Origin of the sequence: Bdellovibrio sp. HCB-162 (assembly GCF_047344985.1) — a bacterium.
In the GTDB taxonomy this organism is placed as follows: Bacteria; Bdellovibrionota; Bdellovibrionia; order Bdellovibrionales; family Bdellovibrionaceae; genus Bdellovibrio.
On the sequence record NZ_CP178861.1, the window covers coordinates 3,756,603 to 3,770,456 of the forward strand.

Below are 13,854 nucleotides of genomic sequence, written 5' to 3' on the forward strand. Positions count from 1 at the left end.
ATGAAGAAGTTTTTTGTTTCATTATTGATTTCTCTTTGCCTTCCCGGTCTTGCGATGGCGTACATCATTCCGACTCGCACGATCTTGCAAAAAACGGCAGAAAACGCAGGCTCAGGAATCTATGCGATCGAGCAAGAAGTGCAATTTTCCAATGGCGAAGAAACGGTCGCCGTAAAGGAAACTTGGTTGATCGACAGTGATCGCACCATGCGCCTTACCGTCACCGGAGCCAAAGATTTACAAAACAGCTTTAAGCTTCAGTACATTTATAACGGCGGACAAAAATGGAGCATGGCGAATAACAACCGCACAAGTGCGAGAGTCCCGGAAGATTTCTTGGAAAAGTTTTTGAACTTTAGAAATCCAGAAATTTTTGCGAATACTTTAGCGCATCTTAAAATGATTCCAGCTTCGGCTTTTCAGAAAAAACCTGTAGGAAAAACGGCCGCTGATTTCAAAAACGAACCTGAGTCATGGGTTCGTTACTCGCGCACTGGTGGTGTGGTGAATTACGCCTTAGGCGTTCCAACTCCTGTGGATCAGGAACAAAACTATCCTGGCATCTGGATTGAGCAGGATCAATTCGTGGTTCGTAAACTTCGCCTGCCTTCACAAGTTGAAATGAGTGCTAACAATTACAATCAATTTGCGCGTGGTCTTTCTTATCCTCGTGCTCGCACAATTCGCTGGGGCAACAACACAGTGACGATTCGTTTGATCAGTGCTTCAGCTCGCCCGCAAACAGCGGTGAATTTGTTCCAACCTTCATCTTTGGATGCGAATCTAAAATGGGACGGAATTAATTCCTTGCCTGCGAAAGATGTTATCACGGAGTTCTACACGAGGTTTCGATGAGTTCTACTCAGCTATGGAGAGTGGCAGTGGATGCTCCTCTTCCAGAAGCTTTGACTTACAGCTTTGCAGAGCCTCTTCAGCGCGGTCAGCTTGTCAACGTGCCGCTGGGCCGACGCAAAGTGAAGGGTTTAGTTTTAGGACCCACCGACAAAGTTCCTGATTTTGAAATTAAAAGCATTGATTCTATCGATGAAGAATACGGCCCACTTCCAGAGCAATTTGTAAAATGGCTGGAGTGGCTTGCGCAGTATTATATTCATCCGGTTGGACAAGTCGTACAGTCGGCTTTCCCTCCCCTGCGTAAGACGGATAAGCAAAGGCAATCAAAACGACCTCCGGTGATTCCGCAGCTTGAAAGTGATTCGGCTTTAGACTTAACAGATGAACAGCGTGAGTGTTTTGAGAACATCGCAAAACAAACAGGCTTTGCCACGCATTTGGTTTTTGGTGTGACTGGCTCTGGAAAGACGGAAGTTTATTTGCGTCTTTTGGATAAAGTTTTAAAAGGAGGAAAACGCGGGATTGTTCTTGTTCCCGAGATTTCTTTAACACCGCAACTGATTCAGCGATTCGCGCGTCGCTTTGGCGATAAGATTGCAGCTCTTCATTCGCAACTTACAGATCGTGAAAGAACCAATCAATGGTGGGATATCGTTGAAGGTCGAAAATCGATTTTAATCGGCGCCAGGTCTGCACTCTTTTGTCCTATTGAAGATTTAGGAATCATCATTGTTGATGAAGAGCATGAACCCAGCTTCAAACAAGATGAAAAATTAAAATACAACGGTCGCGATGCCGCGGTGATGCTGGGTAAACTTATGAATTGCCCGGTTGTCTTAGGGTCAGCAACGCCGAGCCTTGAAACCTGGAAGAACGCGCAAGAAGGAAAATACCAACTTCACACACTTCGCCGCAGGGTTGCCAATCGGTCCCTTCCTGATATTGAGGTGATTGATCTTCGCCATCAAAAATCCGATGACGAAGAAAAGAAAAAGATCATCGATAAATATTCTCATCTGCCATTCTGGTTGAGCCCCGCACTTTACGAGCGCATGGGCGAAGTTTTAGAGCGCGGTGATCAGGCGGCGTTATTTTTGAATCGTCGCGGAATCGCGCAAATGGTGGTCTGCCCTGCCTGCGGTCATACACGCGAATGCCCGAACTGTGATATTTCTTTGACGTTGCATGCGCATTCGCACCTGGTTTGCCACTATTGCGACTATCACGAAAATTTCAAAACGAAATGTCCTGATTGCAAGGAAGGTGAACTGCAAGCGATTGGTTTAGGAACCGAGCTTGTTGAAACAGATCTTGCTCGCCTGTTCCCAGGAAAAACAATTGCGCGTGCGGACCGCGATGAAATTCAAAGTCGTGCAGATCTTGAAGACCTCATAGCAAAAATGGAATCCGGAGAAATTGATATTCTCGTTGGAACACAGATGATCGCCAAGGGTCTTGATTTTCCGAAACTCAAACTCGTGGGTCTTGTGCTTGCTGACGTCGGATTCAACCTTCCCGATTTCCGCGCGACCGAAAGAAGTTTTCAACTCATCACGCAAATGAGCGGTCGCAGTGGTCGCCACGTCAAAGAAGGCGAAAGCCCGGGACTCGTTATTATTCAGACTTTCAACGTCGAACACGACAGCATCACGTTCGCCCGGAATCATGACTACGAAGGCTTTGCCCAGCACGAATTAAACATTCGCTCACAATTAAGCTATCCTCCGGTTGGACGTTTGGTGAGTTTCCGCATTCAAGGAACTCATTTGGGGAAGGTCGAAGAGACAGCGGGACTTTTAGCGAGAAGAGCTTATGCTTTGAAAGCCCAATTCCCTCAATACAACTCCATTGAAGTTTTAGGGCCTGCTGAGGCGCCACTTTCGAAGTTGCGTGGGCAATTTCGCTATCACCTCCTTATCAAAACCACCCAGGTAGCCGCTGCAAATCCCTTTTCAAGACAGTTACTGGGCGATCAGGAGTGGGTGCCTTCTGGAATTAAAATATTAATCGATATCGATCCAATGAGTTTGCTTTAATGTTTGCACTTTCCTAAAATGGAAAGATCAGGGAAACTCAATTGGAATGATTCAATGTCCTCGCTGCGGAATTCAAGTTACTGAGCTTCACCCCGTCGATCCGGAGTTAATACAAAAACTTCAGGCCGCGGGTGAAACCAATTTGCCACCTCAAGTGTGTGCAGGTTGCATTTCTGATTTGCGCCGAACGTTGGCGACAAGCAGTGGCGGCATTTTGATGCAACAAGAGCGCGCCAAAGAACAGCACCGCCTGCAACTGTGGAAAAGCCGCGTGATGCTTATTAAAAAAGCTCGCATGTGCATGACCCAAAAACTTTATTCCGAAGCTGCCGTCTCTTACGAAAAATATTTAAAAATTCTTGATATCGTTTTCGACGTAAAAAAAGGCGAACGCCTTAAACCGGAAGCTTTTAAAGAAAGTGCCCGCACGACAGAACTGACAGTGGTTGCTTCTGTGTATTGGGATCTCTTGCGCATTTACGATTCTCACGACAAATACGCGGATCGCATGGCCAACGCCGCAAAACAACTTGCGATGTTTGTTCAATTCACGCCGATTTATCCGGATATTATCCGCAAGGCAGAGTCCTTCCAAAAAACGGCGCGCAATCCGCAAATCGTAAAACAGTTTTTAAAAATGTCAGACAAAGAACGTCCGCGTTGCTTTATTGCAACTTCGGCTTTCGACAACCCACTTGCAATAGAAGTTAGGACTCTGCGAGAGTTCCGCGATTTTACTCTTCGCAATTCTATTTGGGGCCGCAAGTTCATTGCTTTTTATTATCAGCATTCTCCTCGCATTGCTTGCTTACTCGATAAGCATCCGCAGTTCAAACCCGCAGTCAGAGCTCTTCTCCGCATTTTGATTAAATGCGTTAGCTAAAGTTTCGCGTCTTTGAGGCTTGCAAAGCCCGTCCTTTATGAGGGAAGGTATTTGCATGGCTCATATCTACGATTATGCAATTATTGGAAGTGGTTTAACTGGTCTTAGCATCGCCGCGGCTCTCAGTCGCGAAACCGACAACATCGCGCTTATTGAAGCAGCTGACGTTGCTTTTGGTACAAACAAAAAAGTAAATTTCCCGACAGGTCCCATCAACAATGGACTTCGCTTTGTACCGGATTCAGTTCTTGCTGAAAAAGCGATGAGCTTTCTTGAAAAGATTTTGAATAAAAAAGTGATCGCGGATGTTTCAGAAGAAGCGCCGATTACTTATGAAGCGGGCGGTTTTAAAACCTTCTTAGGTTTCGGTGAGAACCCTCCTGCATTCTATGAAGAGCTTGCCTACTTCACTTCCAGCAAACGCATTGATTTGGCCTCTCAACCTTTCGAGTGGACACAAGCTCTTTTTGAACAATTCAAAGGTGACTTCATGCCGCGTTCTTATGTGACGAAGTTTCATCAAGAAGGCGACAAAGTTTCTCACATCACAATCAACGGTTCTAAAACTTTGCATGCACAGAATTTTATTTTTGCGGGCACCGTAAAAGACCTGGGTGTGCTTTTACCGGAAGATTCTATTTCTACACGCGCGCGTTCTAAACTTTCAAAAAACACTTATTGGACTGCTCTGTGCTTGGATGTTTGTCACAGCAAAGAAGTGACAGATTCAACAGCGATGCACATCCTTAACGGCACCACTCAAGATGAAATCGGTCCTTGTGCGGGCCGCTTCCTTCCATCTGTTGAAGTCGAAGGTCAGAAACTTCAAGCGTCTCAGTGGATGACATTCATTGAACAAGAAGTGACGGAAGATAGCGAAGTGGTTGGCATGGCTTTGAAAAAAATCAAACGCCAAATCAAGCGCGCTTATCCTGAAGCTTTGGACAATATTAAACTTGAAAGAATTTTTGTCGCTCCGATTATTGCAGGAAACGGCGATATTAAGTTGAGCGCAAACTTGACTATTCCTGAGTTGGAAAATCTTTGGATCGCTTCTTCAACTGTGAATGAACAAAAGAATTTAGTTGGTGCTCTTTTGCAGGCTGAAATGATTGTGGCCTCTCTTGGTTTCCGTGTTGAAGCCTCTGAGGAAGTTACAATGAATCACGAAGAAGAGACTCCACAAGAAGCTTCTCTTTAGGCTTCTTCTAAAGGCAGGGAGAAGGAGAACGTCGTTCCCTCTCCCACTTTGCTATCGACAGAAATCTGTCCGCCCATAAGCTCAATTAAATTTTTTGAAATCATCAAACCCAATCCCGAGCCACCGTACTTGCGAGAGATTGAGGGATCTTCCTGATAAAAGCTTCTAAATAATTTTTTGATATTATCGTAGTGAATGCCCTTGCCGGTGTCTTTCACATGCCAGCGATACAGACGGGCCTCACGATCTTTGTAAACTTCGATGCGAACTTTTCCGCTGTCCGTGAACTTCACGGCATTGCTGACTAAATTCGTGAGCACTTGACGGAGTCGATACGAATCTCCCAGTGTGTGATTGGGAATTCCTTCATCCATGGCGAGCTCTAGCTCCAAACCTTTTTCCATACATTTCACAGAAAACATCTTGTGGATATCTTGGTGGAGTTCTTTGAGATCAAAACGATGGTGATCAATCTGCAAAAGGCCGTTTTCAATTTTAGAAATATCCAAAATATCATTAATCAGATGCAAAAGAGTGTCCGAGCAGCGATGAATCGTTCCGATGTACTCCCGCTGCTCTTCATCCAAGGTTGTGTCGCGCAAAATATCGGAAAATCCCAGAATACTATTTAAAGGCGTGCGAATTTCGTGGCTCATATTGCTTAAAAAATTTGATTTGAGAGAAGCAAAACGCAGAGCCTCTTCGCGAGCTTCGATAAGTTGAAATTTTGAGAACGCCATTTCTCGCAGTTCTGCGCGAATGCGTTGAATGCCTAAGCCTAAAATGATGTTCTCAAAGAAAACCCAACCGGCATGTTCAATCCACCGCCACTCGACATCAGCACTTTCTCCATAAACGGATATTGGCAGTAAAACTCCGCGCAGCCCGTGATCGATCACAACGATCGCCGCCGCCACCCACAAAACTGGGATATCCATATAAAAAGCTAGAGCCGCTAGCGACACAAAGACGTGAAAGTGCGTTTCGATTCTTCCACCGGTGAGATATATGAGGAGAATTGAAAAACAGACCTGGGCAATAGCGATAATGTAGCGGGTGATTTTCTGGCCGGGCAAAACCCACGCGCAATATATAGGAGGAAGGGCGAAAAGGCCGCCGAAGACCAATCCCACCAAGGCGTTTTCCAAAGAGCCACTGAACTGCCCTACCCAAGTAAAAGGGGTGATGCTTGCCCCTAGAAAAATACAGCTAACCCATTGAATTAGCATAAGAAATGCAAAGGCTCGATCGACACGAATGCCGATTTCATGCATTTGCTGCTGGAATATTTTTTCTACTTCCGGATGATTTCGTCCGAGTTCTTGACCTGTCATTCCCATATTCGCCTACGTTCCTCAGTGGGATTTCTCTTTATCTATCGGTTGTGACTCATGGTGCCTAAACAAACTTTAATGATGAGTCGCCAGATGTAATACAGATGTTTCAGAAAAGGACTGGCCTAAAGACTTCTTGCGCAGCGTGACCCACTATGATATCCCCAGATTCCAACAATAAGCACTCGTGAGTATTAACTGGTCCCTCAAGTACTGAAAAAGAGGGTCTTCCGGCGAAAAAAAGAAGCTGGCTCTGCTGACGAGGACGATTAACCAGAAAGGAAGTACTGCCATGGCACAAGTGACCATGAAAGAAATGTTAGACGCTGGCGTCCACTTCGGACATCAAACTCAGCGTTGGAACCCAAAAATGAAACCTTATGTTTACACAGCTCGCGGAGGCATTCATATCATTGACCTTCAAAAGACTGTTGTACGCGCTAACAAAGCTGCTGAGTTCGTAAAAGAAGTTGCTGCTAACGGTGGTCGTTTGATCTTCGTTGGAACTAAAAAGCAAGCTATCGAACCAATCCAAGAAGCTGCAGCAAAATGCGGTCAGTACTACGTAACTAAGCGTTGGTTGGGTGGTATGATGACGAACTTCGAAACGATCAAATCTTCTATCGATCGTCTTCGCAAGATCGACACAATGAAAGAAAAAGGTGAATTCAATTACCTTACTAAAAAAGAACGCGCGAAGCTTGAAAAAGAATATCTTCGTTTGACTGAGTTCTTGAACGGTATCCGTGACATGAAGGAAATGCCTTCTGCTATGTTCGTAGTAGATCTTCCTAAAGAACACATCGCGGTTGCTGAAGCAAAACGTTTGGGCATCCCAGTAGTTGGTATCGCTGATACAAACTCTGATCCTGAATCTATCGAATACGCTATCCCAGGTAACGACGATGCGATCCGTTCTATCAAATTGTTCGCAAACCTAGTTGCTGAAGCGTACCTAGAAGGTGCTAAAACTTGGGAACAAAAACTTCGCACAATGACAGACAAACAATCTGACGTTGCTAAAGAAGCTAAAGCTGAAGGTAAAGAAGAAGCTCCGAAACGTCGTGGCGCTCCTAAAGCTGGTGCGAAAGAAGCTCCTAAGAAAGGTGCTGGCCCTGCGGTTGTTAAAGCCACTAAATCTCGTAAACTTGTTGCTGCTGGTACAGCAGAAGAAGTTGAAATCCAAGCTGAGCTTGAGAACAAAGAAGACGATTCTGCTGAGTAATTATCAGCTGAATGAAGTAGCAAGGGTGGCCTAGCCACCCTTCTCTTTGTCCGTCTTCTCGTTTTTTGATCTTTTATAATTATCTTTATTATTGAAGGAGACTTCCTAATGTCTATTTCCGCTACTCTTGTAAAAGAACTCAGAGAAAAAACAAATGCAGGTATGATGGATTGCAAAAAGGCGCTTGAGGCGACTTCTGGCGATTTCAATGCTGCTGTTGAATGGTTGCGCGTAAAAGGCCTTGGCGCGGCGGCGAAAAAAGCTGACCGTATTGCTGCTGAAGGTACTGTTTTTGCTCAAGTTATTGGTAACACAGGTGTGATCCTTGAGATCAACTCTGAAACTGACTTCGTTGCTCGTAACGATGGATTCAAAGCTCTTGTTAGCGACGTTGCTCACCACGTATTGAACGCTGTAAACGCAGTGGGCGATATCTTGGAACAAGCTTTTCACAAAAACCCAACTAAAAAAGTGGGCGACATGCTTAAAGAAGCGATCGCGACTATCGGTGAAAACATCGTTATTCGTCGTTTCGAAAAGTACAATGCAGCTCCAAACGGTTTGGTTCACACGTACATACACGGTGAAGGTAAAATCGGCGTGATGATCGAAGTGACTGCTTCTAAGCCAGAAGCTGTTAGCAATCCTGAGTTGAAAACTTTCGCTCAAGACGTTGCTCTTCACATCGCTGCGATGAACCCAATGGCGATCTCTTCTGATCAGATCCCTGCAGAAGTTGTTGCTAAAGAAAAAGAAATTTTGACTGCGAAGAACCTTGAGTCAGGCAAAAAACCAGAAATGATCGAAAAGATCGTTGACGGTCAAATCCGCAAGTTCTTGGCTGAAAACTGCCTTATGGACCAAGCTTTCGTTAAAAACCCAGACATGAAAGTGTCTGATTTGGCGAAATCTGTTGGTAAAACTATCGGTGCAGACGTTACAATCAAGCGTTTCGTACGTTTCGAATTGGGTGCTGGTATCGAGAAGAAGTCTAACGACTTCGCAGCTGAAGTTGCTGCACAAATGAAAGGACACTAGTTTGAAAGAGCCTGTTTATAAACGCATTTTGCTCAAGTTAAGTGGTGAAGCTCTTGCTGGAAAGCAAGGGACTGGTATCAATACAGCGACGATCAAACAAATCGCGCAAGACGTGGCAGAGGCTTATAAGGCAGGCGTTCAAATGGGTATCGTTATTGGCGGCGGTAACATCTATCGTGGTGTTGCCGCTTCTGCTGAAGGCATGGATCGCGCAAGTGCCGACTACATGGGTATGCTTGCGACTTGTATCAATGCTCTGGCTCTTCAAGACGCTCTGGAAAAAGAAGGTGTTCCTACTCGCGTGCAAACAGCTATTGAAATGGCTGAGATTGCTGAACCTTACATCCGTCGCAGAGCAATCCGTCATCTAGAAAAAGGCCGTATCGTGATTTTCGGTGCAGGAACCGGAAATCCATTCTTCACAACAGATACAGCGGCTTCTCTTCGCGCTATGGAGATCAACGCACAAGTGATCATGAAGGCGACGAAGGTAGATGGTATCTACGATAAAGATCCTGCTAAACATACTGATGCAAAAAAATTCGATAAGATCAGCTACATCGACGTCCTCAATCGCGGTTTGCAAGTGATGGACTCAACAGCGATCAGCATGTGTATGGACAACAAACTTCCAATTATCACTTTTGACCTCACTCAAGCCGGCAACATTTTGAAAGCCGTTCAAGGTGAGACCATCGGGACACTCGTACATTAGGAGACAACATGGCTATTGCTGATGTAAAAAAGAATGCGCAAGCAAAAATGGAAAAGACTTTGGCGGCTCTAGGTGAAGAGCTTAAGAAAATCCGCACAGGTCGCGCGCAAGTTTCTATGCTTGATAATATCCGTGTGAATTACTACGGAACTCCATCTCCTCTTTCTCAAGTGGCTTCAATCTCTACTCCGGATGCGAAATCTTTCTTGATCGCTCCTTGGGAAGTTTCAATTCTTAAAGATATCGAACAAGCGATCATCAAGTCTGAGTTGGGCATGGCTCCAATGAACGACGGTAAAGTGATCCGTTTGAAAGTTCCAGATTTGACTGAAGAACGCCGTAAAGACCTTGCGAAGCAAGTTAAGAAAATCGCTGAAGAGGCACGCGTGGCTGTTCGTATGGCTCGTCGTGATGCCAATGATGAAGTTAAAAAACTTCAAAAAGATAAAGCTGTCAGCGAAGACGAAGGCAAAAAGGCCGAAGCAGACATCCAAAAAGTAACTGACGATTTCATCAAAAAAGTCGATCAAGTTGCGGATGAAAAAGAAAAGTCTATCTTGACGATCTAATCTTGCAGTCGATGAATTTGCCTAAGCATATTGCAATTATTATGGATGGTAACGGTCGCTGGGCTCAGCTCAAGCGCCGTCCTCGTACGTTTGGGCACATCAAAGGAACTCGCGTCGCGAAGAAAATCATCACAGCTTGTTCGCGCCGTGGGATCAAAAATCTCACTCTTTACGCTTTCAGTACAGAAAACTGGTTTCGCCCTCAGGCCGAAGTCAGTTTGTTGATGCAAATCTTGCGTCGTTATCTGAAGCGTGAAACTGAAAATCTTGTTAAAGAAAACATTCGTTTCTCTGTGATTGGCGACATGAGCCGCATTCCTGCGGATGTTGCTAAAGCAATTGAAAATTCGATCGAAGCCACAGCTCAGTGCACAGGCCTGCATTTGGTCTTTGCCTTGAGCTATGGTTCTCGTCAGGAAATCACGAACACCGTGCGCGAGATCGCTCGTCGCGTGGAAGCCGGTGAACTTTCTGCGGATGACGTGGATGAGTCGTTGATCAACTCAACACTCAGCACTTATCCAACTCCAGATCCTGATTTGATCATCCGCACGAGCGGTGAACAAAGACTTTCAAATTTTCTTTTGTGGCAAGCTGCGTACTCTGAGTTTTACTTCACAGATGTATTGTGGCCTAACTTCACCGAGTCTCATCTTGATGAAGCCCTGGCGGCTTTCTCCATGAGACAACGCCGCTTCGGCAAGGTCTCATCGAATGACAACATGGAAAAGTTTTCTAACTAGAGCCGCGTCGGCTTTGGTCGCACTCGCAATTATTATTGGTCTTTATATCGGCTGGGCCGTTGACGGTCTTAAAGTCACTGTGGGTTTTGCCGTTATTGTCGGTGCGTGGGAACTTTTGGGAATTCTTTTTCAGAAAGAAAACTCTGTTGTTATTAAAGCTTCTTTCTTTGTGCTGTCTTTGCTGGTGTTTGCAGCTTCCGCAATTTCTTTAAGTTCGGGCTCTTTGGTTTATTCATTGTCTTTGATTGCGATGATCATCATTGTACTTCTTTCTTCGCATAAAAAAGGTGATCTAATTTACATGTCGGGCGTACAAGCGCGCGCGGCTTTGGGTCTTTTCTATGTCGGTCTTCTTCCTTCATTTGCTTATCGTATTTTAGATCAGGCTTACGGTATTTATTGGTTCGTGTTTTTACTCGCAGTTGTTTTTGCAGGCGACACCATGGCGTATATTTTTGGAGTGCTAATCGGCAAACACAAGGTCATGCCTTCCGTGTCCCCGAAAAAAACATGGCAGGGTTCTATCGGCGGAATTATCGGATCACTGATCGCTGGATTTGTTTGTTGGCATTTCTTGTTTCCAGAACAGTCTCTTGGAATTTTCTTAATTCTTTCAGCTCTTTCTGGCTTTGTAGGACAGTTCGGAGATTTCTTCGAATCTCTCTTAAAACGAGTCGCTGAAGTGAAAGATTCTGGGAAAATCATGCCAGGCCACGGCGGTGTCTTAGATCGCATTGACGGAGTCCTATTCGCAAGTCCTGTTATTCTCACGGGAATTTTGATTCTGTCTCATCTTTCGTCATAAGAGAAAGGTCTGGCCCCAAAGCAAAATCACTTTAATTCTCTGGCCCAGTTCCTCTGTGCCATTTAGAATATTTGAATGAATATCTTTTCTTATCTTCAATCAGGCCTATCCGCGATCATTCCATTTGTAATCTTGCTCGGCATTTTGATCTTCGTGCATGAACTTGGACACTTCCTTGTAGCACGCTGGTGTGGAGTGCGTGTTGAAGTCTTCAGTCTTGGTTTTGGTAAAAAACTTTTGAAATACAAAAAGGGTGACACTGTTTACGCCCTTTCAATGATTCCTTTGGGTGGTTACGTCAAAATGTTTGGCGAGCAACCAGGTGATCATATTGCTGAAGAAGATAAAAAGTATTCCTTCACGCACAAAAATGTGTGGCAAAGAATCGCGGTAGTTCTTGCCGGTCCTTTGATGAATTTCTTTTTTGCGATTGTGATTTTCTTCGCCGTGGCTTTGATTGGTGAAGATGCAAAAACTCCGGTGACAGGTGATATCGCGGCTTCCTCCCCAGCTTATGCAGCGGGTTTCCGTTCAGGTGATAAAATCGTTTCTATCAACGAAAAGCCTGTGACGACGTGGGAAGATTTCCAAAAAGGTTTAAGCCTAAAAGAAAATCATGATCTTCACATCGACGTTGTCGTGCAACGTGAAGACACTGGTGAAGAAGCAAAAATCGCGACAACAGCGAAATCAGAACCAAATCCAAATGTTCTTAGCAGTTTTGAATTCATGGCGAATGTTGATGGACTCACGCCTTACTCTGCAGGAACGACCATCGGTGTTCTTGGTGGATCTCCTTTGGCCGCTTTGGGTCTTAAAACGGGTGACACTATCACGTCATTGAATGGCCAAAAAGTTTCTTACTGGAGACAGCTTGAGCCTGCACTTGAAAAGTTGAATACCAAAGAACCTTTGACGATTGAAGTTTTGGGAATGCGCGAAGGTGACAAGGTTGAAAAACCAATCACTGTGACTTTGGCTCCCCTTGAATCAATGAAAACATTCACGATGCAAGGTTTGGGGCTTGAGAGTTCTGAGCTTTATTTGAGCAAAGTGATTGACGGTTCTCCCGCACAGGCGGCCGGTCTTCATGCCATGGATCGTCTTGTTACAATCAACGGCGTAAAATTGCAGAAATGGGATGACGTCATTTCCAACATCAAATCTTTTGATGGAAAAAATCCTGTCGACATTTCCGTTCTTCGCGATGGTCAAACTGTGAGTTTGAAAATCACTCCGAAGATGACGACGCAAATGTTGCCAACAGGAACTGAAGAGAAGCGTTACACTATCGGCATTGCTCCGATTGCGAATATCGCGGCTCCTGAGTTGATGGTTCTTCGCACAAGCAATATTGGCGATGCCTTGGTTCGTGGCGTACAAAAAACTTGGGACGTGTCAGTGATGACAGTTATGAGTTTTGTTCGTTTGTTCCAGGCAAAGATCTCTCCAAAAAATATCGGTGGCGTGATTTCTATCGGTCAGGCGGCAAGTGAAACATTTAAAATCGGTATCACTCAATTCTTGCAGATGATGGCGATTATTTCCGTGAACTTGTTCATTCTGAATTTGATGCCTGTTCCAGTGCTTGACGGTGGACACTTGGTGTTCTACATCATCGAGATTGTTAAAGGTGCGCCTCTCAGCATGAAGAAAATGGAAGTCGCACAACAAGTGGGCCTTGCGATCCTCATGAGTTTGATGATCTTTGCCCTCTTTAATGACTTCACTCGTTTATTGGGATTATGAAAATCTTAGCTATGGAAACCAGCACTCTCGTCGGGGGAGTCGCTGTGGTTATTGATGGAAAAGTTGTCGCAGAGGAAAATTCTTTGCGACAAAAATCCCATAGCGAAAACATCAGCCCCTTCGTCGATCACTGCCTCCTTAAAGCCGGAATCAAATTAGAAGATATCGATGTGTTTGCCGTGGGCCAAGGTCCTGGTAGTTTCACAGGTATTCGTATTGCCGCAAACGCCGGTAAAACTTTTGCTTACAGTTTTAATAAACCGATGGTGACGGTTGATTCATTGATGCTACTGGCTCACCAAGCTCGCTCCTCTGCAAAGCCTGTTTTGGCTGCGATCAATGCTTACAAAAACATGGTGTACATGGGCCTATTTGATGTGAGTGGTGATGAACCAAAATACATCAAAGGTCCTGACGCTGTTCCTGTTCGTGAGCTGAAAAACCACGTTCAGCAGGAATGTGTTATGGTGGGAGACGGCTGGGAAGCTTACCACGAGTATTTCCCGGAAGAACTTTCATCAAAAATTTCTCGTGATTCCAACTTCCCCGATCATCCGCTTGCTTCTACTTTAGCAATGATGGCCGAGCAGCGTGCGCTGAAGGGTCAAACCTTGGACTGGAAATCATTTATTCCCCTTTATATTCGCGCCTCTGAAGCCGAAGAGACAAAAAAAGGAATTTTAATCTCTCCGCTGAAATAG

General features: G+C 44.9%; 13 protein-coding genes. 12 read left to right on the plus strand and 1 reads right to left on the minus strand.

Annotated features, from left to right (window positions below):
* Genes ACLSSO_RS18130 through ACLSSO_RS18145 form a run of 4 tightly spaced genes read left to right on the plus strand, consistent with a single transcriptional unit; the run spans nucleotide 1 to nucleotide 4,975 of the window.
* Nucleotides 1-855, plus strand: coding sequence for a hypothetical protein (locus tag ACLSSO_RS18130; RefSeq protein WP_295901445.1), 855 nt, complete (start codon nucleotides 1-3; stop codon nucleotides 853-855).
* Nucleotides 852-2,891, plus strand: a complete 2,040-nt coding sequence (gene priA, locus ACLSSO_RS18135; protein WP_295901448.1) for a primosomal protein N' — start codon at nucleotides 852-854, stop codon at nucleotides 2,889-2,891. Before ACLSSO_RS18130 ends, priA begins: the two co-directional genes overlap by 4 nt.
* 46 nt (nucleotides 2,892-2,937) lie before the next feature.
* Nucleotides 2,938-3,774 (plus strand): CFI-box-CTERM domain-containing protein, encoded by an 837-nt coding sequence (locus ACLSSO_RS18140; RefSeq protein WP_413943658.1) that lies wholly within the window; start codon nucleotides 2,938-2,940, stop codon nucleotides 3,772-3,774.
* Nucleotides 3,775-3,829: 55 nt separating this feature from the next.
* Nucleotides 3,830-4,975, plus strand: coding sequence for an FAD-dependent oxidoreductase (locus ACLSSO_RS18145; protein ID WP_413943659.1), 1,146 nt, complete (start codon nucleotides 3,830-3,832; stop codon nucleotides 4,973-4,975).
* Here ACLSSO_RS18145 and ACLSSO_RS18150 read toward each other — a convergent pair.
* The gene (locus ACLSSO_RS18150; protein WP_295901456.1) at nucleotides 4,972-6,315 is read right to left on the minus strand and encodes a sensor histidine kinase; all 1,344 of its coding nucleotides are present in this window, start codon (nucleotides 6,313-6,315) and stop codon (nucleotides 4,972-4,974) included. The two genes, ACLSSO_RS18145 and ACLSSO_RS18150, sit on opposite strands and share 4 nt — an antisense overlap.
* A gap of 286 nt (nucleotides 6,316-6,601) precedes the next feature.
* Between ACLSSO_RS18150 and rpsB the strand changes: the two genes are divergently transcribed.
* The 8 genes from rpsB (at nucleotide 6,602) to tsaB (ending at nucleotide 13,854) form a co-directional block, all read left to right on the plus strand.
* Nucleotides 6,602-7,534 (plus strand): 30S ribosomal protein S2, encoded by a 933-nt coding sequence (rpsB, locus tag ACLSSO_RS18155; protein ID WP_413943660.1) that lies wholly within the window; start codon nucleotides 6,602-6,604, stop codon nucleotides 7,532-7,534.
* A gap of 108 nt (nucleotides 7,535-7,642) precedes the next feature.
* On the plus strand, nucleotides 7,643-8,572 hold the full coding sequence (gene tsf / locus ACLSSO_RS18160; RefSeq protein WP_295901462.1) for a translation elongation factor Ts: 930 nt from the start codon (nucleotides 7,643-7,645) through the stop codon (nucleotides 8,570-8,572).
* 1 nt (nucleotide 8,573) lies between these two features.
* The gene (pyrH, locus tag ACLSSO_RS18165) at nucleotides 8,574-9,287 is read left to right on the plus strand and encodes a UMP kinase (RefSeq protein ID WP_295901464.1); all 714 of its coding nucleotides are present in this window, start codon (nucleotides 8,574-8,576) and stop codon (nucleotides 9,285-9,287) included.
* An 8-nt stretch (nucleotides 9,288-9,295) separates the two neighbouring features.
* Complete coding sequence (gene frr / locus ACLSSO_RS18170; RefSeq protein WP_340593497.1) at nucleotides 9,296-9,856, plus strand: ribosome recycling factor; 561 nt, start codon at nucleotides 9,296-9,298, stop codon at nucleotides 9,854-9,856.
* Nucleotides 9,857-9,867: 11 nt separating this feature from the next.
* A complete protein-coding gene (locus tag ACLSSO_RS18175) occupies nucleotides 9,868-10,599 on the plus strand; it encodes an isoprenyl transferase (protein WP_413944833.1) in 732 nt (243 codons plus the stop codon).
* Nucleotides 10,571-11,404, plus strand: coding sequence for a phosphatidate cytidylyltransferase (locus ACLSSO_RS18180; protein ID WP_413943661.1), 834 nt, complete (start codon nucleotides 10,571-10,573; stop codon nucleotides 11,402-11,404). Before ACLSSO_RS18175 ends, ACLSSO_RS18180 begins: the two co-directional genes overlap by 29 nt.
* A gap of 75 nt (nucleotides 11,405-11,479) precedes the next feature.
* Nucleotides 11,480-13,153 carry an RIP metalloprotease RseP gene (gene rseP / locus ACLSSO_RS18185; protein WP_413943662.1) on the plus strand — a complete coding sequence of 558 codons (1,674 nt, stop codon included), beginning with the start codon at nucleotides 11,480-11,482 and terminating at the stop codon, nucleotides 13,151-13,153.
* A complete protein-coding gene (gene tsaB, locus ACLSSO_RS18190; RefSeq protein ID WP_413943663.1) occupies nucleotides 13,150-13,854 on the plus strand; it encodes a tRNA (adenosine(37)-N6)-threonylcarbamoyltransferase complex dimerization subunit type 1 TsaB in 705 nt (234 codons plus the stop codon). The genes rseP and tsaB overlap by 4 nt, the downstream gene beginning before the upstream one ends.

What these genes read in the sequence shown, in the direction of transcription:
- ACLSSO_RS18130 (WP_295901445.1), top strand. Translation starts at nt 1, where the DNA reads ATGAAGAAGTTTTTTGTTTCATTATTGATTTCTCTTTGCCTTCCCGGT.
- priA (WP_295901448.1), top strand. Translation starts at nt 852, where the DNA reads ATGAGTTCTACTCAGCTATGGAGAGTGGCAGTGGATGCTCCTCTTCCA.
- ACLSSO_RS18140 (WP_413943658.1), top strand. Translation starts at nt 2,938, where the DNA reads ATGATTCAATGTCCTCGCTGCGGAATTCAAGTTACTGAGCTTCACCCC.
- ACLSSO_RS18145 (WP_413943659.1), top strand. Translation starts at nt 3,830, where the DNA reads ATGGCTCATATCTACGATTATGCAATTATTGGAAGTGGTTTAACTGGT.
- ACLSSO_RS18150 (WP_295901456.1), bottom strand. Translation starts at nt 6,315, where the DNA reads ATGGGAATGACAGGTCAAGAACTCGGACGAAATCATCCGGAAGTAGAA.
- rpsB (WP_413943660.1), top strand. Translation starts at nt 6,602, where the DNA reads ATGGCACAAGTGACCATGAAAGAAATGTTAGACGCTGGCGTCCACTTC.
- tsf (WP_295901462.1), top strand. Translation starts at nt 7,643, where the DNA reads ATGTCTATTTCCGCTACTCTTGTAAAAGAACTCAGAGAAAAAACAAAT.
- frr (WP_340593497.1), top strand. Translation starts at nt 9,296, where the DNA reads ATGGCTATTGCTGATGTAAAAAAGAATGCGCAAGCAAAAATGGAAAAG.
- ACLSSO_RS18175 (WP_413944833.1), top strand. Translation starts at nt 9,868, where the DNA reads ATGAATTTGCCTAAGCATATTGCAATTATTATGGATGGTAACGGTCGC.
- ACLSSO_RS18180 (WP_413943661.1), top strand. Translation starts at nt 10,571, where the DNA reads ATGACAACATGGAAAAGTTTTCTAACTAGAGCCGCGTCGGCTTTGGTC.
- rseP (WP_413943662.1), top strand. Translation starts at nt 11,480, where the DNA reads ATGAATATCTTTTCTTATCTTCAATCAGGCCTATCCGCGATCATTCCA.
- tsaB (WP_413943663.1), top strand. Translation starts at nt 13,150, where the DNA reads ATGAAAATCTTAGCTATGGAAACCAGCACTCTCGTCGGGGGAGTCGCT.